The sequence below is a fragment of the Janthinobacterium sp. CG_23.3 genome, from assembly GCF_046115965.1.
GTDB lineage: Bacteria > Pseudomonadota > Gammaproteobacteria > Burkholderiales > Burkholderiaceae_D > Janthinobacterium.
In genome coordinates this window covers 1-14,935 of sequence record NZ_JBJXIB010000142.1, presented here as the reverse complement: position 1 = coordinate 14,935, position 14,935 = coordinate 1, and the positions used below count along the sequence as shown (strand labels likewise).

The 14,935-nt window shown below is 66.3% G+C and carries 14 protein-coding genes; 6 read left to right on the top strand and 8 right to left on the bottom strand.

The window, feature by feature from the left end; translation table 11 throughout:
* Nucleotides 1-334: 334 nt before the first annotated feature.
* The gene (locus tag ACFDR9_RS23860) at nucleotides 335-835 is read left to right on the top strand and encodes a chemotaxis protein CheW (protein WP_017874817.1); all 501 of its coding nucleotides are present in this window, start codon (nucleotides 335-337) and stop codon (nucleotides 833-835) included.
* A gap of 37 nt (nucleotides 836-872) precedes the next feature.
* On the opposite strand, the gene ACFDR9_RS23855 is transcribed toward ACFDR9_RS23860, so the two are convergent.
* The 4 genes from ACFDR9_RS23855 to ACFDR9_RS23840 all read right to left on the bottom strand — a co-directional run bounded on the left by ACFDR9_RS23855 (nucleotide 873) and on the right by ACFDR9_RS23840 (nucleotide 5,492).
* The gene (locus ACFDR9_RS23855; RefSeq protein WP_157406413.1) at nucleotides 873-2,867 is read right to left on the bottom strand and encodes an ATP-binding cassette domain-containing protein; all 1,995 of its coding nucleotides are present in this window, start codon (nucleotides 2,865-2,867) and stop codon (nucleotides 873-875) included.
* Nucleotides 2,868-2,996: 129 nt separating this feature from the next.
* Nucleotides 2,997-3,887 carry a 50S ribosomal protein L3 N(5)-glutamine methyltransferase gene (gene prmB, locus ACFDR9_RS23850; RefSeq protein ID WP_409032565.1) on the bottom strand — a complete coding sequence of 297 codons (891 nt, stop codon included), beginning with the start codon at nucleotides 3,885-3,887 and terminating at the stop codon, nucleotides 2,997-2,999.
* Nucleotides 3,888-3,935: 48 nt separating this feature from the next.
* Nucleotides 3,936-5,069 (bottom strand): succinyl-diaminopimelate desuccinylase, encoded by a 1,134-nt coding sequence (gene dapE, locus ACFDR9_RS23845; RefSeq protein ID WP_017874820.1) that lies wholly within the window; start codon nucleotides 5,067-5,069, stop codon nucleotides 3,936-3,938.
* 69 nt (nucleotides 5,070-5,138) lie between these two features.
* Nucleotides 5,139-5,492 (bottom strand): ArsC family reductase, encoded by a 354-nt coding sequence (locus ACFDR9_RS23840; RefSeq protein ID WP_409032564.1) that lies wholly within the window; start codon nucleotides 5,490-5,492, stop codon nucleotides 5,139-5,141.
* Nucleotides 5,493-5,754: 262 nt separating this feature from the next.
* Between ACFDR9_RS23840 and ACFDR9_RS23835 the strand changes: the two genes are divergently transcribed.
* Genes ACFDR9_RS23835 through ACFDR9_RS23825 form a run of 3 tightly spaced genes read left to right on the top strand, consistent with a single transcriptional unit; the run spans nucleotide 5,755 to nucleotide 9,594 of the window.
* The gene (locus ACFDR9_RS23835; protein ID WP_409032563.1) at nucleotides 5,755-7,071 is read left to right on the top strand and encodes a diguanylate cyclase domain-containing protein; all 1,317 of its coding nucleotides are present in this window, start codon (nucleotides 5,755-5,757) and stop codon (nucleotides 7,069-7,071) included.
* On the top strand, nucleotides 7,055-9,082 hold the full coding sequence (locus ACFDR9_RS23830; RefSeq protein WP_409032562.1) for a TonB-dependent receptor plug domain-containing protein: 2,028 nt from the start codon (nucleotides 7,055-7,057) through the stop codon (nucleotides 9,080-9,082). The genes ACFDR9_RS23835 and ACFDR9_RS23830 overlap by 17 nt, the downstream gene beginning before the upstream one ends.
* Entirely contained in the window at nucleotides 9,079-9,594 is a 516-nt protein-coding gene (locus ACFDR9_RS23825; protein WP_409032561.1) for a YfiR family protein, read from the top strand. Before ACFDR9_RS23830 ends, ACFDR9_RS23825 begins: the two co-directional genes overlap by 4 nt.
* Nucleotides 9,595-9,618: 24 nt before the next feature.
* On the opposite strand, the gene ACFDR9_RS23820 is transcribed toward ACFDR9_RS23825, so the two are convergent.
* From ACFDR9_RS23820 to ACFDR9_RS23805, 4 genes are all read right to left on the bottom strand, one after another.
* Nucleotides 9,619-10,758, bottom strand: a complete 1,140-nt coding sequence (locus ACFDR9_RS23820) for a PilT/PilU family type 4a pilus ATPase (RefSeq protein ID WP_409032560.1) — start codon at nucleotides 10,756-10,758, stop codon at nucleotides 9,619-9,621.
* 88 nt (nucleotides 10,759-10,846) lie between these two features.
* Nucleotides 10,847-11,674, bottom strand: a complete 828-nt coding sequence (gene dapD, locus ACFDR9_RS23815) for a 2,3,4,5-tetrahydropyridine-2,6-dicarboxylate N-succinyltransferase (protein ID WP_017874826.1) — start codon at nucleotides 11,672-11,674, stop codon at nucleotides 10,847-10,849.
* 20 nt (nucleotides 11,675-11,694) lie between these two features.
* Entirely contained in the window at nucleotides 11,695-12,912 is a 1,218-nt protein-coding gene (gene dapC / locus ACFDR9_RS23810) for a succinyldiaminopimelate transaminase (protein ID WP_409032559.1), read from the bottom strand.
* Between the two features lie 232 nt (nucleotides 12,913-13,144).
* On the bottom strand, nucleotides 13,145-13,546 hold the full coding sequence (locus ACFDR9_RS23805) for a MerR family transcriptional regulator (protein ID WP_409032558.1): 402 nt from the start codon (nucleotides 13,544-13,546) through the stop codon (nucleotides 13,145-13,147).
* 79 nt (nucleotides 13,547-13,625) lie between these two features.
* Between ACFDR9_RS23805 and ACFDR9_RS23800 the strand changes: the two genes are divergently transcribed.
* Both ACFDR9_RS23800 and ACFDR9_RS23795 read left to right on the top strand, forming a co-directional pair.
* Nucleotides 13,626-14,042, top strand: a complete 417-nt coding sequence (locus tag ACFDR9_RS23800) for a hypothetical protein (RefSeq protein WP_409032557.1) — start codon at nucleotides 13,626-13,628, stop codon at nucleotides 14,040-14,042.
* A gap of 49 nt (nucleotides 14,043-14,091) precedes the next feature.
* The gene (locus ACFDR9_RS23795; RefSeq protein WP_409032556.1) at nucleotides 14,092-14,868 is read left to right on the top strand and encodes a hypothetical protein; all 777 of its coding nucleotides are present in this window, start codon (nucleotides 14,092-14,094) and stop codon (nucleotides 14,866-14,868) included.
* The last annotated feature ends 67 nt before the right edge of the window (nucleotides 14,869-14,935 follow it).

The window sequence follows — 14,935 nt, the reverse complement described above, 5'->3', positions numbered from 1 at the left end:
TTCGCCCGCCCTTGACCCCGCCGATACCGAAACAAGGGATAGGATAAATTTGCGAAAAACCAGTTGACTTGGAATTCATCATAGAAGGTCGGGTTGGCCGGCACGGCGTAACCCGATCTACGACACGCTCACGGCATGTGGGAAAGACCCTGGGCGGTCTTATTGTAGCGCCTTCTTTATGCTTTGCAAGAATCACCGGCGCCGGCGTTGTCGTGGCGCCCGCCGCTAGCAATGTTGATGTCGCTCAACGCCGCGCGGGTGGAGTCTGGTTAGCATGGGTATTCGCGGCTCCTCGCGGCAGCCACCCCCGGACGAAAGGAACCCCATGCAGCCAATGACTACGCGCTTTGCCGATGCCGCCCGTATCGGCAAGGTGGACGAATCGCAGCGGCAATATCTGAGTTTCCGCCTCGGCGGCCTGGAGTACGGCCTCGACTTCGACCGGGTGCAGGAGCTGCGCCCGTTCAAGGAGCTGGACCGTTTCGCCTCCGATGGCGAGATCATCGGCGGTGTCGCCGTCTCGCGCGGGGTCATCATGCCGCTGGTCGACATGCGCATCGCTTTCAGCGACCGGCCGGTGCTGACCGATCCGATGACCGACGTGATCATTCTGAAATTGTCGAATTGCGTGATGGGTATGGTGGTCGACGGCGTGACCGACATCGTTACGCTGTGCAACAGCGACATCCACCCGATTCCCGGCGCGGAAGCGCAGAACGAGGTGGACTATTTGCTGGGTTTGGGGGAGATCGGCGGGCGCCGCCTGATTCTGGTGGATATCGACAAGTTGATGTCGATCCGCCGGGTCGGCGCCGGCGCCAGGCAGGCCGCCTGAGGCGACCCGCCCGCGCTGGCGTAACGGGCTGGCGTGACTACACCGCCAGCGCTTCCAGCTGTTCCTGCAAGGCCAGCCATTCCGCTTCCAACTGCGCCAGGTCCTTGGTGAAGAAGGTCTGGTCGGCCAGCAATTGCTTCAGCTTGGCCTTGTTGGCGGCGTCGTAGATGCCCGGCTCGCCGAGCTTGGCGTCGACTTCCTCTTTTTGCACGTTGCGCTTGGCGATCTGCTCTTCCTGGCGCTTGATCTTGTTCTCGATCGGCTTGCGCAGCGCGGTCAGGCGCTGGCGCTCTTCGGCGTCGACGCGTTTCTGGTCGCGCTTGTCGACCGCCGGGGCGGCCGCGGCCACCGTCGGGGCGACCGGGAAGTCGGTCTTGTTGTCCTTGCCGGCGGCCGGCAGCACGGTGGTGCCCTTGCCCAGCTTGGTCTTGAACAGCCAGTCCTTGTAGTCGTCCAGATCGCCGTCGAAGGGCTGCAGCTTGCCGTCGGCGACGATGATGAACTGGTCGGTGGTGGCGCGCAGCAAATGCCGGTCATGCGAGACGACCACCAGCGTGCCTTCGAACTGCGCCAGCGCCATCGTCAGCGCCTCGCGCGTTTCCAGGTCCAAATGGTTGGTCGGCTCATCGAGCAGCAGCAGGTTGGGGCGCTGCCAGACGATCAGGGCCAGCGCCAGGCGCGCCTTCTCGCCGCCGGAGAAGGGGCGGATCGAGCTGGTCACCATGGTGCCCGGGAAGTTGAAGCCGCCCAGGAAGTTGCGCAGTTCCTGCTCGCGCACGCCGGGGGCGATTTTGCCCAGATGCCACAGCGGCGATTCGTCGTGGCGCAGCATTTCCACCTGGTGCTGGGCGAAGTAGCCGATCGACAAGCCTTTGCCGATGACGGCGTCGCCGGTCAGCGGGCCGATTTCGCCGGCGATGGTTTTGATCAGCGTCGACTTACCGGCGCCGTTCACGCCCAGCAAGCCGATGCGCTGGCCGATTTGCAGCGAGAAGTTGATGCCGTTGACGATCTTCTTTTGCGTCACGACGCCGGTCTCGGGGTTCTCGATGTTGTAGCCGGCGTCGACGTCTTCCAGCACCAGCAGCGGGTTCGGCGCGTTCAGCGGCTCGCGGAATTCAAACGAGAATTCCGCGGCGGCGCGCAGCGGCGCCAGTTCTTCCATCTTCGCCAGCGCCTTCATGCGGCTCTGCGCCTGGCGCGCCTTCGAGGCCTGGGCCTTGAAGCGGTTGACGAACGATTCCAGATGGGCGCGTTGGCGGGTTTGCTTTTCCAGCGCGCCGGCGGCCAGGATCAGTTGCGCGTTGCGTTGGCGTTCGAAGCCGGAGTAGTTGCCCGAGTAGCGTTTGAGCTTGCGCTCGTCGATGTGCACGACGACGTTGACGACCTCGTCGAGGAAGTCGCGGTCATGCGAAATAATGATCAGGGTGCCGGGGTAGCGCTTGAGCCAGTCTTCCAGCCAGATGATCGCGTCCAAATCCAAATGGTTGGTCGGTTCATCGAGCAGCAGCAGGTCGGACGGGCACATCAGCGCCTGCGCCAAATTCAGGCGCATGCGCCAGCCGCCGGAGAAGCTGGCCACCGGCAATTGCATCTGGTCCAGCGTGAAGCCCAGGCCCAGCAGCAATTGCTCGCCGCGCGACTGCACGGTGTAGGCGTCGGCGTCGGCCAGCGCGCTGTACATATTGCCGATGGCGATGCCGTTTTCGGTCGTTTCAGGCTCCGATTCCAGGCGCGCCAGTTCGCTTTCCAGCTTGCGCAGCGTGACGTCGCCGTCGATCGCGTAGTCGAGCGCGGCGCGGTCCAGCGCCGGGGTTTCCTGCGCCACGTAAGCCATGCGCCACTTGGCCGGGAAATCGATCTCGCCCTGGTCCGGGTGCAACTCGCCGCGCAGCAGGCCGAACAGGCTCGATTTGCCGGCGCCGTTGGCGCCGATCAAGCCGATCTTGTCGCCCGGGTTGAGGGTGACGTCGACTTGCTCCAACAACGGTTTGATGCCGCGCATCAGGCTTACTTGTAGAAAACGTATCATTTTTGTGCTTTGTTATGGGGTGAAGAACACAACCCCGGTCTCGCTGGGAATGCAGTTCAGGTCATGCAAATGTGGAAACCAGAGGCGTGCATCCGGCGGCGGAGCCGCCGGCGCCCCGGCTTCATGCTATTAGTTCAAACGCAACTGGTCGGCGGTCAGCAGGAACACCATGTCGTCGCCGGCGCTGGTGGTCAGCCAGGTCAGGCCCAGCGCGCCAAAGGCGGCTTCGGCGAATGCGCGCTCGTTGCCGATTTCAACCATCAAAATGCCGTCGTCGGTCAGGCGCTCGGCGGCGCCGGCGACGATCTTGCGCACCAGGTCCATGCCGTCGCTGCCGCCGTCGAGGGCGATCCGCGGCTCGCACAGGTACTCTTGCGGCAACTTGCCCATCGACGTAGAGTTCACGTACGGCGGATTGGTGATGATCAAATCGTATTTCTTGTCCGGCACGTTCTGGTACAGGTCGCTCTCGATCAAGGTTACGCGCGACTCCAGCTTGTAGTCGGAGACGTTGCGGCGCGCCACGGCCAGCGCGTCCGGCGAGATGTCGACGGCGTCGACCTTGGCGTTCTGGAAGGCGTCGGCCAGCATGATCGCCAGGCAGCCGGAACCGGTGCACAGTTCCAGGATGTTTTCCACGCCCTCGGGATCGGGTACCCACGGCGAGAAGAAGTCCGGCACCAGCTCGGCGATGAAGGAGCGCGGCACGATGACGCGCTCGTCGACGTAGAAGTTGTACGTGCCGAGCCAGCCTTCCTTGGTGATGTAGGCGGCCGGCACGCGCTCGACGCTGCGGCGCTCGATGACGGCCAGCACGGCGGCCACTTCGTCGGCCAGCAATTTGGCGTCCAGGAAGGGTTCCAGCTTGTCCAGCGGCAGCTTGAGCGTGTGCAGGATCAGGTAGGCCGCCTCGTCGAACGCTTCGGCGCTGCCGTGGCCAAAAAACAACTTGGCGGTGTTGAAGCGGGTCACGGCGTAGCGCAGCAAGTCGCGCGGCGTGGTGAAAGAGGTCGGGCTCATGGGCGCTCTCGAAAAAAAGGCGGCCCGCGAGCGGGCCTGGATATGGGGTTAAGGCAGCAAGTTCTCCAGCGTACGCCGGTAGATATTCTTCAGCGGATCGATGAAGCGCAGTTCGATGTGCTCGTCGATCTTGTGGATACTTGCGTTAGGAGGACCGAATTCTATCACCTGCGGGCAGATCTGAGCGATGAAACGGCCATCGGAGGTGCCGCCAGTGGTCGATAACTCCGTTTCGATGCCGGTTTCGGCCAGGATCGCCGACGATAGCGCGTCGCTCAGCTCGCCGCGCGGGGTCAGGAAGGGCAGGCCGCTCAGCGTCCACTTCATGTCGTACTCGACACCGTGCTTGTCGAGGATGGCGTGGACGCGCGCCTTCAAGCCCTCGGAGGTGCTGGCGGTGGAGAAGCGGAAGTTGAAGTCGACCACCAGTTCGCCCGGGATGACGTTGGAGGCGCCGGCGCCGCCGTGGATGTTGGACATCTGCCACGACGTCGGCAAATAGTATTCGTTGCCGGCGTCCCATTGCTCGGCGACCAGCTCGGCCAGCGCCGGCGCGGCCAGGTGGATCGGGTTCTTCGCCAGCTGCGGGTAGGCGATGTGGCCCTGCACGCCCTTGACGGTCAGCCTGCCGCCGAGCGAGCCGCGGCGGCCGTTCTTGATCATGTCGCCCAGCGTGTCGGCCGAGGTCGGCTCGCCGACCAGGCAATAGTCGATCTGTTCGCCGCGTTCCTTCAGCATCTTGCAAACGATCACGGTGCCGTCGGTGGCCGGGCCCTCCTCGTCGCTGGTGATGAGGAAGCCGATCGAGCCGCTATGGGCCGGGCGGGCGGCGACGAATTCCTCGCAGGCCACGACCATGGCGGCGATCGAGGTCTTCATGTCGGCCGAGCCGCGGCCGTACAGCTTGCCGTCGCGGTGGGTCGGAATAAACGGCTGCGAGCGCCACTGCTCGACCGGGCCGGTCGGCACCACGTCGGTGTGGCCGGCGAAGACGATCAGCGGCGCCGTCGCGCCCTTGCGCGCCCACAGATTGGTGACGCCGTTCGACTCGATGGTTTCGCAGACGAAGCCGAGCGGCTCGAGCAGGTCGATCAGATGGCGCTGGCAGCCCTTGTCGTCGGGCGTGACGGAGGACAGGGCCAGCAGTTTTTCGGTCAGCGCGAGAGTCTTGGAATAAGTCATATATATTTATTATGGAGGTGCGGCCGGGGGGGCTGACCCCGGGGTTACAGGAGTTGCTTGGTTGACAGTCTACAGCCCAAAAATCGCGCGGTACTGCGCGTCCGAAAACGCGACATGGAACTGTTGTCCATCATGCAGCACCGGCCGCTTGATCACCGACGGCGACTCCAGCATCAGTTCCAGCGCGCTGTCGGCGTCGACCACGGCGGCCTTGCGTTCCTCGCTCAGATTGCGCCAGGTGGTGCCCTTGCGGTTCACCAGCGCCTCCCATTGCAGATGTTGCAGCCATTGCGCGACGGTGGCGCGCTCCAGGCCCTGCTTCTTGAAATCGTGGAAGGTAAACGCTTGCTGCTGGTCGGCGAGCCAGACGCGGGCTTTTTTGACCGTGTCGCAGTTCGGGATGCCATATAAGGTCATTGTCATGAGAAATCGGGGGCTGGCAGGGTTGATCGGGCCAAAGTGCCCGCTCGAAGGGCGCTAGAATACCATGGCTGCGGTGGCCGGCGCGCCACGCCGCGGCGCAATCGCCGCTCTTTTGCGCCACCGCGGCGGGCTTTCGGCATACAATCCCATAGAAAGATAATTCCTTGAGGAAATTGTGCGCCGGAACGGACCGCCCCTTCCCGCCGCCGCCATGCCGTTTCCCCAGTCGCCACCACGCCGCCGCCAAGCCGCCACCGCAGCCATGACCGACCAGACCAGCGCCACCCACGTACCGCAGCCCCGCGCTTCCGGCGACTCGCTGGTACGGCGCCTGACGCGGCTGAACCTGCTGGTGCTGAGCGCAACCATGTTGCTGACGTTCACGCTGATCGCCACGGCGACCTGGTTCGTCGCGCGCGCGCGCCAGGCGCAAAGCGCCGAACTGGGCGCGCAGCTGCTGGCCAACAGCGTCGCGCCGATGCTGGTGTTCGTCGACGCCGCCGCCGCGCGCAACGAGCTGGCTTCGTTCTCGCGCCGCAGCGACCTGCTCGAAGTGCAGGTGCAAACCAACCAGAACGTGCTGTTCGCCCACTGGCAGGCCGAGCCCGGCGCGGCGCTGGCGCGGCTGGCGCCGCCGCGCCAACTGGCCACGCGCGCCAGCGTCACCAGCACCTCGGCGCAGGCGCTGGAGGTGTGGGTGCCGGTGCGCCTGAAGGGCGAGCGGGTCGGCGCGCTGGTGGTGCGCGAAAGCCTGCAAAGCCTGCACCGCACCCTGTTGCAACTGTCCGGCCTGGCCGGAACCTTGATCGCGCTGGCGATCTGGGTCGCGGCGCGCGGCCTGCGCGCGGTGCAGCGGCGGGCGCTGGCGCCCATCGTCGACCTGTCCGACCTGGCCGAGCGCGTCTCGCGCGACCACAACTACAGCCGCCGCGCCACCGTGCACCGGCGCGACGAGGTGGGGCGCTTGACCGAACGCTTCAACGAGATGTTGAAACGCATCGAGATCTGGCAGGCCGATTTGCACCAGCAATTGGAACAGGAACAAGTGGCCGGCCGGCAGATGCAGCGGCTGGCGCACCGCGACAGCCTGACCGCGTTGCCGAACCGGCTGTTCTTCCAGGGCGAGTTGCAGCGCCACCTGGTGCACAGCGCCCACGCCGCCGAGCTGATGGCGCTGATGTTCATCGACCTGGACAATTTCAAGGTCGTCAACGACGAGCACGGCCACGAGGCCGGCGACGCCGTGCTGTGCGAAGTGGCGCAGCGCATGGCCGGCGCGGTGCGCGCGCGCGACGTGTTGTGCCGGCTCGGCGGCGACGAGTTCGCGCTGATCTTGCCGGCGCTGCCGGACCAGGCCGCCGCCGAGCAGTTGGCGCGCCGCGTCATCGAGGCGGTGCGCGCGCCGCTGCACGTCGCCGGCCGGTTGATGCCGGTCGGCGCCACCATCGGGCTGGCCTTCTACCCGCTCGACGCGGGCGACCCGAGCGCCTTGCTGAACGCCTCCGACCGCGCCATGTACGCGGCCAAGCGGGCTGGCAAAAACACCTTCAGGAGGGCCGGCGATGCGCAGTCCGAGTAGGCGCCGCGGCGCCGCGCTGCGGCTGGCGCTGGCTGCGGCGTGCTGCTGGCCGGCGCTGCAACAGGCGCAAGCGCAAGCTCTAGTGCCAGTCCCGGCCCCGGCCCAGCCCCCCGCCAGCGCCGCCCAGCCTACGCTGGAGCAGTTGCTGCGCCAGCCGCTGAGCGAGGTGCCGCGCGAGGTCGAAGTGTCGACCTCGTCGCGCTACGCCGAAAGCGCGGCGCAGGCGCCGTCTGTCACCTACGTCGTCACCGACGCCGACATCGCCCGCTACGGCCTGCGCAACATGGCCGACGTCATGCGCAGCATGCCGGGCCTGTTCGTCAGCGGCGACGGCGAATTCGTCTACGTCGGCGCGCGCGGCCTGGGTCGGCCGGGCGACCTGAACTCGCGCCTGTTGTTCCTGGTCGACGGCATCCGCGTCAACGAGAACATCTACGACGCCGGCGTGCTGGGGCCGGAGTTCCCGGTCGACGTCGGGCTGATCGAGCGGGTTGAATTCGCGCCCGGCCCCGGCTCCGCGCTGTACGGCAACAACGCCTTCCTCGGCGTGGTGAACGTCATTACCAAGGGCAGCGACAAATTGCGCGGCGCGCAGGTGAGCGCCGCCGTCGACTCGGACCGGCTGCGCCAGCTGCGCGCCAGCTGGGGCCACCGCTCCGAACGCGGCTGGGAGGGCTGGCTGGCGCTGAGCGCGTTCCGCCAGGACCGCATCGCCTCGGCGGTCGAGGTGGCGCCGGCCGAGCGCGACCTTGCCGCCGAGCGCAACTGGGACCGCGGCGAGCGCGTGCTGGGCATGGCGCGCGTCGGCGGCTGGACCTTGCGCGGCGGCGTCAGCCAGCGCGAGCGCGGCTTCCCCGGCGCGCTGGGGGCCGGGCCTGGCCACAACTTCGGCCAAGCCCGCGCCGTCGTCAACGGCAGCTTCGCCGCGCTGGCGTACGAGCGCGCGCTGGGCGACGACTGGACCTTGTTCGGCGCCGTCTCGGCCAAGCGCAGCGAGTACCGCTACATTGAACCGTATCTGCGCGACGACGCGCTGGAACGCGAATACGCCACCGTCTCGCTGGGGCGCTGGGTCAACGCCGACCTGCGCCTAAGCACGCGGCGCTGGCGCGACCACGACTTGATGGCGGGCGTCGAATACCAGGGCGACCGCGAGCAAAAAATCAGCGCCGGCACCGTCGGCGAGCCGGTGCTGGCCGAGTTTTTCGGCAACAACCGGCGCCGCGGCCTGTTCGTGCAGGACGCCTGGCGCCTCAACGACGCGCACCGCCTGATCCTCGGATGGCGCCGCGACCAGGCCACGGCCGGCGGCGGCAGCAGCAATCCGCGCCTGGCCTGGGTCTGGAGCGGCGTCGCCGACGCGACGCTGAAGTTGATGTACGGCAGCGCCTTCCGCGCCGCCAACCTGTACGAGTTCCAGGTCAACGCGCCGTACCAGGTGGCCGTTCCGGCGCCGGAGCGGATACGCACGCTGGAACTGGCGTGGGAGCACGCGCCCACGCCGCGCCTGCAATACCGGCTGTCGCTCTACGCTTCGCGCTTGCGCGACCTGATCGGCGTGAACCAGCAAACCGGCTTCGTCGAGAACAGCGGCCCGATCCGCAACGCCGGCGCCGAGCTGGGGCTGGAGCGGCGCTGGGACGGCGGCCGGCAATTGCGCGCCGCCGTGTCGCTGCAGGACAGCAAGGACGCGCACGGCCAGGGCTTGAGCAATTCGCCGCGCACGCTGGTCAAACTCATGTTCAGCCAGCCGCTGGCGGGCGACGCGCTGCGGCTGTCGTGGCAGGCGCTCGGCACCAGCCGGCGCCGCACCGACGCGCAGGACTTGCCCGGCTACGCGCTGGTCAACGCGGTACTGCTGTGGCGCCCGGGCGCCGAGGCGGAGTGGTCGCTGGGACTCTACAACCTGGCCAACAAGCGCTATGCCGACCGGCCCTGGACGCCGGGCGTGTCGCTGCTGCAAGAGGGGCGGGTGCTGCGGCTGTCGCTGACGCGGCGTTTCCTTCCATGAGGCGCCGCTGTTGGCTGGCCGCGCTGTGCTGGCTGGGCCTGGCCGCGCCGGCGTCGGCGTGGGCCGGCCCGGACGAGGTGCAACTGAAGGCGGCCTTCATCTACCGCTTCGCGCAACTGACCGAATGGCCGCCGGCGCCGCCGCGCGAATTCACCTACTGCGTGGCCGGCAACGCGCCGTTGCAGGAAGCCTTGCGCGGGCTGACGCAGGGCGCGCCCGGTGCGGCGCCGGTGCGCCTGTTGTACCTGAGCGAACCGCAAGCGGTGCCGCAGTGCCAGTTGCTGGTGCTGGGAATGACAGGGCGGGCCGAGCTGCAGCGCTGGCGCGAGTTGCTGGCCGACGGCCCGGTGCTGATCGTCGGCGACAGCGCCGAATCGTTTCGCAGCGGCGCCGTGATCGGCCTGGTACTGGAGCCGAACGGCTTGGCGTTCCGCATCAACCAGACCGAGGCGAAGCGGCGCGGACTGGTGCTGAGCTACCAAATGCTGAAACTGGCGCGCGAAGTGAAATAGGGCAGGCGGAGGCGGCTGGGCGCCTCAAGTGTTCAGCGTAAACTCGGTAAACGACGCCTCGGTGCTGGCCTTGGCTTCCGGCTCGGCCTGGGCGCTCTTGCTGTCCGGCCCGTTGTTAAGCAGCCACAATAAATTGGTGGCCGAATCGGCGTTGGCCAGCGCCTCCTCCTGGCTGATGATGCCGTCCTTGACCAATTGCAGCAGCGCCAGCTCGAACGACTGCGAGCCCGGCGACATGCTTTTCTCGATCGCCTCCTTGATCTGGTTGATGTCGCCCTGTTCGATCAAGTCGGAGATGTGGCGGGTGTTGACCATGATCTCGACGGCCGCCGTGCGGGTGCCGCCGTTGATCGAGCGCACCAGGCGCTGCGACACGATGGCCTTGACCGTCGACGACAGGTCTTGCAGCAGCGACGCGCGGTTCTCGATCGGATAGAAACTGATAATGCGGTTCAGCGCGTTGTAACTGTTGTTGGCGTGCAGCGTGGCCAGCACCAGGTGGCCGGACTGGGCGTAGGCCAGCGCGGCGGCCATGGTTTCCTTGTCGCGGATTTCACCGATCAGGATGCAGTCGGGCGCCTGGCGCATCGAATTGCGCAGCGCGGTGTAGAAGTCCTTGGCGTCGCTGCCGATCTCGCGCTGGTTGACGATCGATCGCTTGTTCTTGAACAGGTACTCGATCGGGTCTTCCAGGGTCAGGATATGGCCGGAGCGCAACTCGTTGCGGTGGTCCAGCATCGACGCGATGGTGGTCGACTTGCCCGAGCCGGTCGAGCCGACGATCAGCATCAGGCCGCGCTTTTCCATGATCAGCTCGGCGAGCGCGCTCGGCAGGCCGAGGTCGGCCAGCGCCGGGATGTTGGCGGGCACGTAGCGGAACACGGCGGAGATGCTGCCGCGCTGGCGGAACGCCGACAGGCGGAAGCGGCCCAAGTTGGGCACCGAGATGCCCATGTTGAGTTCGTTCTCGCGTTCCAGCTCGGCCACTTGTTCGGGCGTGCAGATTTCAGAGAGCAGCGAGCCGATGTTGTCCGGCTCTAGCTTTTGTTGATTGATGGGGATCAGATTGCCGTTGATCTTCAGGTGGACCGGGGAATTGACCGCGAAAAACATGTCCGACGCGTTCTTTTCCTTCATCAACTGGAATAAGCGTTCCATGGCCATCGTGTACCCCTTCATCAGTTTGGGGACAGACCACGTTTTCCGAGAAAGTATTTCTCGGAAAACGTGGTCTGTCCCCGGTGTGGCTGAATTAAATCCCGCGCAGCAATTCGTTGATGCCGGTCTTGGCGCGGGTTTTGGCGTCGACGCGCTTGACGATGACGGCGCAGTACAGGCTGTACTTGCCGTCGTCCGACGGCAGGTTGCCCGACACCACGACGGAGCCGGCCGGCACGCGGCCGTAGCTCACTTCGCCGGTGGCGCGGTCGTAGATCTTGGTCGACTGGCCGATGTAGACGCCCATCGAAATCACCGAGTTCTCTTCGACGATGACGCCTTCGACGATTTCCGAGCGGGCGCCGATGAAGCAATTGTCCTCGATGATGGTCGGGTTCGCTTGCATCGGTTCCAGCACGCCGCCGATGCCGACGCCGCCGGACAGGTGGACGTTCTTGCCGATCTGCGCGCAGGAGCCGACGGTGGCCCAGGCGTCGACCATGGTGCCTTCGTCGACGTAGGCGCCGATGTTGACGAACGACGGCATCATGACGACGTTCTTGCCGATGAAGCTGCCGCGGCGGGCGACGGCCGGCGGCACCACACGGAAGCCGCCCTTGACGAAGTCGGCTTCGGTGTAGTTGGCGAACTTGGTCGGTACCTTGTCGTAGAACTGCATGGTGCCGTCGCCGCTCATCACGACGTTGTTTTCCAGGCGGAACGACAGCAGCACGGCTTTCTTGACCCACTGGTTGACGACCCAGTCGGCGCCGGTTTTTTGCGCGACGCGGATGCTGCCGTCGTCGAGGCCGGCGATAACGTGGCCGACCGCGTCACGCAGCTCGGCGGCGCCGTTGGCCGGGGTGATCTCGGCGCGGTTTTCCCACGCCTGCTCGATGATTTGCTCTAATTGTTGGCTCATGATGTTCTTTGGTTGGTGGTTCAAGATGCTGATAAGGAATGGCAGAACTGGACGATGCGGCGCGCCGCCTCCAAGCCTTCCTCGGCCTCGGCGACCAGCGCCATGCGGACCCGGTTGCTGCCTGGATTGATGCCGTGCGCGTCGCGCGCCAGGTAACTGCCAGGCAATACCGTGACATTATATTCGGCGTACAGGCGCTGCGCGAATTGCGTGTCCGACAGGCCGGTGCGGCTGACGTCGGCCCACAGGTAAAAGCCGGCGTCCGGCAGTTCCACTTGCAGCACGCCCTGCAACAGCGGCGTGATGGCGGCGAACTTGGCGCGGTACTTTGCGCGATTCTCTTCGACGTGGGTTTCGTCGTTCCAGGCCGCGACGGAGGCCGCCTGCACGGTGGGGCTCATGGCGCCGCCGTGGTAGGTTCGGTAGAGCAGGAATTTTTTCAACACCTCGGCGTCGCCGGCGACGAAGCCCGAGCGCATGCCCGGCACGTTGGAGCGCTTCGACAGGCTGGAGAACACCACCAGGCGCGCGTACGGGCGCGGGGCGCCGGCCAGGCCGAGCGTGTGGGCCGCCTCCAGCGCGCCCAGCGGCGGCTGGTCGCCGTGGTAGATCTCGGAATAGCACTCGTCGGCGGCGATGACGAAGTTGTAGCGCTCGGACAGCGCGAACAGGTGCTCCCAGTCGGTCAGGGTCAGCGTGGCGCCGGTCGGGTTGCCGGGCGAGCAGACGAACAGCAGCGCGACGCGATCCCAGACGGCGGGCGGAATGCTGTCGTAATCGCAGCCGAAATTACGCGCCGGATCGGAATTGACGAAATACGGCTCGGCGCCGGCCAGGTAGGCGGCGCCCTCGTAGATCTGGTAGAACGGGTTCGGGCTGACCACCAGCGACTTGGCGGCCGGGTCGATGACCGTTTGCGCCAGCGCGAACAGCGCCTCGCGCGAACCGTTGACGGGCAACACCTGCGTGGCCGGGTCCAGCGGCGCGATGCCGTAGCGGCGTTCGAGCCAGTTGGCGATGGCCACGCGCAGCGCCTGCGAACCGATCGTGGTCGGGTAGCTGGCCAGTCCGGCGACGTTGTCGGCCAGCGCCTGCTGGATAAACGGCGGGGTTGGGTGCTTCGGCTCGCCCATGCCCAGGCTGATGGCGGAATAGTCCGGATTGACGCTTACCTTGGCAAATAATTGGCGCAGTTTTTCGAACGGATACGATTGCAGTTTGTCGAGATGTGGATTCACGTAGCGGACCAGAGCGGAAAAGCGGTTGGGGAGGGGCGGCCGGATGGCCGCGGTCAAGCCCAACTATTATAGCGTTGTTGGCCTGCCCACGTGCCCGCCGCCCTTGGGGGGGCGAGACGAATGCCGTGAGCGCGGTTTTCGCAGGTCGGGCCAGCCGCGACGGCGTCACCCGACAACGTTGGCCCGGAGCGGCGCGCCGGATTGCGCGTCGACCATCCGCGTCAATGCCGTTTCACAACAACACCGCCATATCGAGATGTGAACCCGGAAGTGTTGGCGGGCTCAGCGGGCAGGCGGCCATGTTGTCGTCGAGGCGGCGCGCCAGTTCGCCGCGCAGGCCGTGCAGCCCGGCGATGCGGACGTCGATGTCGGCCAGTTTGCGCGCAAGCGCGGCGCGCAGTTGCGGCGCCGACGCCTCCGGCGCGTTCAGCAGCGGCAAGTCGGCTTCGATTTCGGCCAGGGTGAAGCCCAGGCTTTGGGCGATGCGGATGTAGCGCAGCCAGTCGAGCGCCTCGGGCGGGTAGTCGCGGTAGCCGTTGCCGGCGCGGCGCGCGCGCAGCAGGCCGCGTTTCTCGTAGTAGCGCAGCGTGTCGCGGCTCAGCCCGGTGGCCGCGGCCATTTCCCCTATTTGCATGCATCGCCTCCATTGCGCTTGACCTTGGAGTGTACTCCAGGCTTTAGCATTGCCGTATTACTTTTCTGGGAGTGTGAAGATGATGCCGTCCGTGTCGCCGTCCGATTTTCGCCACATCGTGCGCGCCAGCGCGCTCTATGATGTGCTGCTGACCGCGCCTTTCGCCACGCCGTGGAGCTTCGCGCTGGTGCGCGAGCAGCTGTCGAACGTGAACGTGTTGCTGGGCGGCGCCGCCCTGCCGCCGTTCGAACCCTTCCACGTGCTTATTTGCTGTTTGCTCGGGAGCATTGTGCTGGTCTGGTCGGCGTTGCGCGTGCGCGACCCGCAGCCGCGCCTCGGCCGTTACGACGCGGCGGCGCGGCTGCTCTTTTCGACGTGGATGGCGTGGGCGCTGCTGGCCACCGGCGCGCCGGTGCTGTGGCTGTTCTTGCTGCCGGAGTTCGCCTGGGGGCTGGCGCAGCTGTTGCCGCTCCGGCCATTATTAAAAAAAACATAACGAGGTGCGATCATGGCGGCGCCCATACTTATTGAGACAGGACTGCCGCATGCCGCGCACGCCCGCCGCGAAAGACACCTTCACGCTCAACACGGTGGCGACGCCGAGGGTAGCGGCCGCGCGCCTGGCGGTCGGGCTGTTGCAGGGCGCGCTGCTGTATCTGTTGTATCTGGCGAAAGCGGACCAGTTGTGGCCGGCCACCCAGCCCTATCTATTCGCGCCGCTGGTGTTGCTCGGCGTGCTGTCGCCGGTGTTGCTCATTTCCAGCCTGGGGCATCTGGCGCCGCGCCGCGCCGCCGCCTGGATGCTGGCGGCGGCGCTGGTGGTCGCCGCGCTGGCGCCGTACGACATCTGGCGCCTCGACGGCGCGCCGGCTTGGCGGGATGACGCTGGCGCCGGCGCGCGCGTCGATCCGATGCCGTCGACCTTGCTGTTCGTGTTCTGCGGCGTCGGCCTGTACATCGCCCACGCGCTGGTGCTGGCCGGCGCGCTGGAGCGTCGCCTCGTGGCGCGCTATCCGAGCTATTTCGACGCCGCCTGGAAACTGGCGATCCAGTTGCTGTTTTCCGCCTTCTTCGTCGGCGCGCTGTGGCCGGTAGGCGCCGACGTCGCGCGCACGGTCGCCGTCAGCGCGCGCGTGGCGGCGATGCTGTTGTTGCCGATCTGGGCCAACGGCGTGTACGCGCTGGGCCTGCGGGTCAACGACTATGGCTGGTCGTCGGAGCGCATCATCGGCGCCGCCTGCCTGCTGGTGGTGGGCTGCTACGCGATGCGCAGGCTTGGACCTGTCCGCCGGCGCCCTAGGAGTCTGCGCGGCAGAAACTGATGCAATCGGAATGGGGACGAGGTAAACTTGTCGAATGACGACGAGCTACCTGCCCTACAATCAGCAT

What these genes read in the sequence shown, in the direction of transcription:
- dapE (WP_017874820.1), bottom strand. Translation starts at nt 5,069, where the DNA reads ATGACTTATTCCAAGACTCTCGCGCTGACCGAAAAACTGCTGGCCCTG.
- ACFDR9_RS23795 (WP_409032556.1), top strand. Translation starts at nt 14,092, where the DNA reads ATGCCGCGCACGCCCGCCGCGAAAGACACCTTCACGCTCAACACGGTG.
- ACFDR9_RS23805 (WP_409032558.1), bottom strand. Translation starts at nt 13,546, where the DNA reads ATGCAAATAGGGGAAATGGCCGCGGCCACCGGGCTGAGCCGCGACACG.
- ACFDR9_RS23855 (WP_157406413.1), bottom strand. Translation starts at nt 2,867, where the DNA reads ATGATACGTTTTCTACAAGTAAGCCTGATGCGCGGCATCAAACCGTTG.
- ACFDR9_RS23830 (WP_409032562.1), top strand. Translation starts at nt 7,055, where the DNA reads ATGCGCAGTCCGAGTAGGCGCCGCGGCGCCGCGCTGCGGCTGGCGCTG.
- ACFDR9_RS23860 (WP_017874817.1), top strand. Translation starts at nt 335, where the DNA reads ATGACTACGCGCTTTGCCGATGCCGCCCGTATCGGCAAGGTGGACGAA.
- ACFDR9_RS23835 (WP_409032563.1), top strand. Translation starts at nt 5,755, where the DNA reads ATGACCGACCAGACCAGCGCCACCCACGTACCGCAGCCCCGCGCTTCC.
- dapD (WP_017874826.1), bottom strand. Translation starts at nt 11,674, where the DNA reads ATGAGCCAACAATTAGAGCAAATCATCGAGCAGGCGTGGGAAAACCGC.
- ACFDR9_RS23800 (WP_409032557.1), top strand. Translation starts at nt 13,626, where the DNA reads ATGATGCCGTCCGTGTCGCCGTCCGATTTTCGCCACATCGTGCGCGCC.
- ACFDR9_RS23820 (WP_409032560.1), bottom strand. Translation starts at nt 10,758, where the DNA reads ATGGCCATGGAACGCTTATTCCAGTTGATGAAGGAAAAGAACGCGTCG.
- ACFDR9_RS23840 (WP_409032564.1), bottom strand. Translation starts at nt 5,492, where the DNA reads ATGACAATGACCTTATATGGCATCCCGAACTGCGACACGGTCAAAAAA.
- ACFDR9_RS23825 (WP_409032561.1), top strand. Translation starts at nt 9,079, where the DNA reads ATGAGGCGCCGCTGTTGGCTGGCCGCGCTGTGCTGGCTGGGCCTGGCC.
- prmB (WP_409032565.1), bottom strand. Translation starts at nt 3,887, where the DNA reads ATGAGCCCGACCTCTTTCACCACGCCGCGCGACTTGCTGCGCTACGCC.